The sequence below is a fragment of the Pedobacter sp. 01T416_2 genome, assembly GCF_056398925.1.
Genome location: NZ_JBFTQI010000575.1, coordinates 1 through 3,888, shown reverse-complemented (window position 1 = coordinate 3,888; position 3,888 = coordinate 1). Strand labels below are relative to the sequence as shown.

4 protein-coding genes are annotated in these 3,888 nt (G+C 32.8%); all 4 read left to right on the top strand.

Annotated features, from left to right (window positions below):
* Window positions 1-205: hypothetical protein (locus AC1DPQ_RS20560; protein WP_477610717.1), on the top strand; the 205-nt coding region annotated here is incomplete at its 5' end.
* Window positions 202-1,410, top strand: a complete 1,209-nt coding sequence (locus tag AC1DPQ_RS20555) for a hypothetical protein (RefSeq protein ID WP_477610716.1) — start codon at window positions 202-204, stop codon at window positions 1,408-1,410. The genes AC1DPQ_RS20560 and AC1DPQ_RS20555, both read left to right, overlap by 4 nt.
* A complete protein-coding gene (locus AC1DPQ_RS20550; RefSeq protein WP_477579088.1) occupies window positions 1,407-2,840 on the top strand; it encodes a glycosyltransferase in 1,434 nt (477 codons plus the stop codon). Before AC1DPQ_RS20555 ends, AC1DPQ_RS20550 begins: the two co-directional genes overlap by 4 nt.
* Before the next feature lie 386 nt (window positions 2,841-3,226).
* Window positions 3,227-3,888, top strand: a 662-nt coding sequence (locus tag AC1DPQ_RS20545) for a phosphoribosyltransferase (RefSeq protein ID WP_477610715.1), incomplete at its 3' end; no start/stop codon positions are given.

The window sequence follows — 3,888 nt, the reverse complement described above, 5'->3', positions numbered from 1 at the left end:
TGTTGAATCCATAGAAATTAATCAGTTTCAATTTCTACTGATTAATGAATTTAGCATTCTTACTACATTTGAGGATGCCTTTATAAGAATTGGCGAATACATTGATTTGAAACAGGATTCCGAACAAATCCGCAGGTTAATATTAGATCAGTTCCTTTTCTTATATCAAAAGAATGTTGTAAAATCATCCCCAAAAAACATATGATTGTTTTCATCTCACTATCAAAAAAAAATGAAGAAGTCACAAAAGTGAGGTCTGTGCTTAGCGATTATGAAATTAATCCCAAATATGTTTTTGAAAGCTTGGAATCCGTAGCGTCTGAAAATGAAATACAAGATTTGTTTTTCAAGACCAAAATCCTTTTTGTGCACGCTGATTTCTTGTCTAAGCGTGAATATGATTTTATTGAGGAATTCCATAGTGCAAAAAAAATTCTTTTTTTAGGGATGATCAATGAAATGGTTTTTAGTATACCTAATCTTTATAGAGTTTTCACCAATAATTTCCAAGACGTTCCTCTTTCTCATAAACCGATTTTCTTTGAATACCTTACTTTTCCCGCCATTGAGCAATTGACAATTACTAAAACTAAGAATGCCAAAATTTTATCTAATAATATTAGTATTGGATATATTCCGTCTAACAGTTTTTATTCGCTCATTCAAATAATAAGGTTTTTCAATCTACATCCCAAATTTAGATTTAACATTTATCTTAATCATTCCGATTATGAATCTTTGTTAAAAAACATCTCAAACGAAAATATTCTATTTTCTGATTATTGTGTTGATAATTTAATTAAAGGTAATCATGATATTTTCATCTCTAGTGGCCCAGGTATTTCAGATTTGCTGTTCTTGGAACGCCCCATACTTATTGTAGGTAGCAAAGGTTATGGAGGATTGCTTAGTATGAAAAATTTTATTCAACACATTGACTGCGATTTCTCAGGGCGAATAGGAGGCGATGAAAATGAACCAATTCCAGAACAGCTTTTGATTAAGGATATCGGCGAGTGCTTGAAGTTATATGATGAGGCTCCAGCAACAGGGTATAGTCTATTTAAATATTGCTTACCAATTGTTAAAAATAAATTAGCTATTAAACTCAGGCCTATAGAAGTACTCGTAGCGACTAGGATTTATAATAATTTCACAAGTGCCGTCCCGCTTATGGATAAGGCTGTGAAGCTAGTAAAGTTGGGTTCACAAGGTGATGAATATGCACTTTTAAATGGCTTCAATAAAATTGTTTTAAGATTAAATAATGAAGACATTAAATGTTTAAGATATATTAATGGCAAGAATTCTTTTGATGACATCTGCACAATGACTGGTGTTTCTGATAAAAGTCAGATCTACCATTTTCTTGATAAGTTAATAGATTATAAGCTTGCTGATTTCGTATGATGGAGGCCCAAAAAAAAACGGTGAGTAAAAACTATGACACCTGTATCTGCTTGGTTCTATCCAGAAAAAAAATACTTAGTTTAATTAGTGGGAAAACATTGCCTGTACTTCAATTAAATGGTGTTGAGGTAACTGTTCTAATGGAAAATGAGAAAGGATTAGATGTCTTCATCTCTGGAATTATATATAGCAATCCGCTAATAAATTGGAGGTTTATATTTTATGAGAAAGAGAAACTATCTAATGCTGTTATACGAGCAATTAACTCTACAAAAAAACTATATTGTTTCTTTACAAGTGAAGCTCGGATAGATCTTGATGAATTTAAATATGCAAAATATTTAAACAAGTATTATAATACAATAATTTCCAAGCGGAACAGGAATGGAATGATAGTTAGTCTCTTCTGTAAATCAGGCGATCTTACAAATAGGTTGTTGGCTTTTTCCTCATTACCGCTTATTTTAGAAACAGTTATTCTAAAATTCAATTCAAACAACATAAATGAGCTGAAGATGAGCGGTCAGTTAAGAAATTTTAATGCTTATCGACAAACTGATGCCGTCAAACAAATCTTGAATAATCTTGATTTCAACGAAATCCAGGCAGATGGAATAATTTTTTATGATTATTTAAAAAAAAGTAATGAAAAGGCGCTTTCTGAATTTTTCTTGAAGCAATTTCCTTTATTTGAGTTTACAAATGATTTAGAAAATTATGGGCAGTTTAAGATAATTGCGCTGGTGCAGACATTTAACGAAATAAAAAACATCAACAGTCTTCTAAACCATTTGGATAATTATTGCGATGGCATTATATTGTTGGATGATGGGAGTACAGATGGAACGTTCGAGGCGGCAAAGCATGATAAATTAATAATAAAGGTTAAGAAAATACGGTCGGTGTTTAATGATCTGGAGAATAGAAACATACTGCTCAATCTGGTGTCATTTTTTAATCATCAGTGGGCTTTTTTTATAGACGCTGATGAGCGGTTCGATCCCCGATTCGATAAAATATACGAAGTCGCTGCAAATAGGGAAATTGATGTAATAGCCTTTCAGCTTATCAATCTATGGGACTCTGAAGAAGAATACAGAACCGATATACCAGATTCCAATCAATTATCAAAGAACGGTATTTTAGCTAGATGGCGAATGTTTAGAAACATTGGTAGGTGCCAGATCATTAGCTCACACAATTTACATTTCCCAACTGTTCCATATTTTAAAAATCCCGCAAAGGCTTCTCTACTTCTTAAACACTATGGAATAATTGAGAAAGAATTAAGGATCAAAAAACATGATTTCTACTTATCTCAAGATGAAAATTTTGAGAAACACAATGGCAGGAATTATGCTATGCTGGGTAAGGATATTTGTTATAGGACAAGGCTTGTCGAATCCATTACGATCTCCGAACTCCAGTAAAATTTTTATTTAATATTTCTTAGACTTTACGGTTTATCTATTAAGTAAAGTTGCAGTGTGAACCTCAGCTAGCTACCGGGATCGGCTTCAGATAATAAAAAAAATCTGTAGTACCCAATGCAATATGATAGCCGTCAGATGACAATATTTTTTAGTAAAAAGGATTACAATAATATTTGTTATAATTGAAAAAAGAACTTTGAGAAAACCAAAAGTCTTATTGTACGGAATCCCTGGGTTGACGAAGATTATTTTGGTATCTAAAAGTGTTTGGTATATCAACTGATTAAGATCTTCCCTGTTTTGTTGGTCGAATTGCAGATAGGACTAACTCGCCTGACGGGGTGCAGGTAATGGAATAATAAAATAATATAAGTTTTCATCATATGGAATATCGCTCTTTAAATAACTTGAATGAACAAATAGTTAGGAATATCCATCAAATACCCGGAAATATAGATCTTGTTGTTGGGATTCCGAGGAGTGGCCTATTAGCAGCAAACCTTATAGCACTTCACCTAAACCTTCCTGTAACAGACTTGCAATCTTTCGCAAGCAAAATGCCTATTAAAGGAGGAAATAGGATTAAACACTTGATAAAGCCATTTGAAGAATATAACAATATTTTGGTTGTTGATGATAGTTTGTTTACGGGAAAGGCTATGAATGAGGCGCGATTATTCTTAAAATCACACGTACAAAACATTAACATCACTTTTCTCGCAGTTTTTATAGTTAAAGAAGCAGTTGGTTTAGTTGACCTATACTTTGATATATGTTCGTTTCCACGGGTGTTTGAATGGAATCTCATGCATCATGATTTTTTAGAATTGTGTCTTATGGATATAGATGGAGTATTGTGCGTAGATCCTAGAGATGATGAAAATGATGATGGCATTGAATATGCAAAATTTATCAATAATGCTCGAACATTATTTAGGCCAAGCGTGCCCATTGGGGCACTAATCACTAGCCGTCTTGAAAAATATAGGAAAGAGACTGAAGAATGGCTGTCCAGAAATAAGATTATATACAGATCCCTTATTAA

Coding starts and splice junctions, on each gene's coding strand:
- AC1DPQ_RS20555 (WP_477610716.1), top strand. CDS start 202: ATGATTGTTTTCATCTCACTATCAAAAAAAAATGAAGAAGTCACAAAA.
- AC1DPQ_RS20550 (WP_477579088.1), top strand. CDS start 1,407: ATGATGGAGGCCCAAAAAAAAACGGTGAGTAAAAACTATGACACCTGT.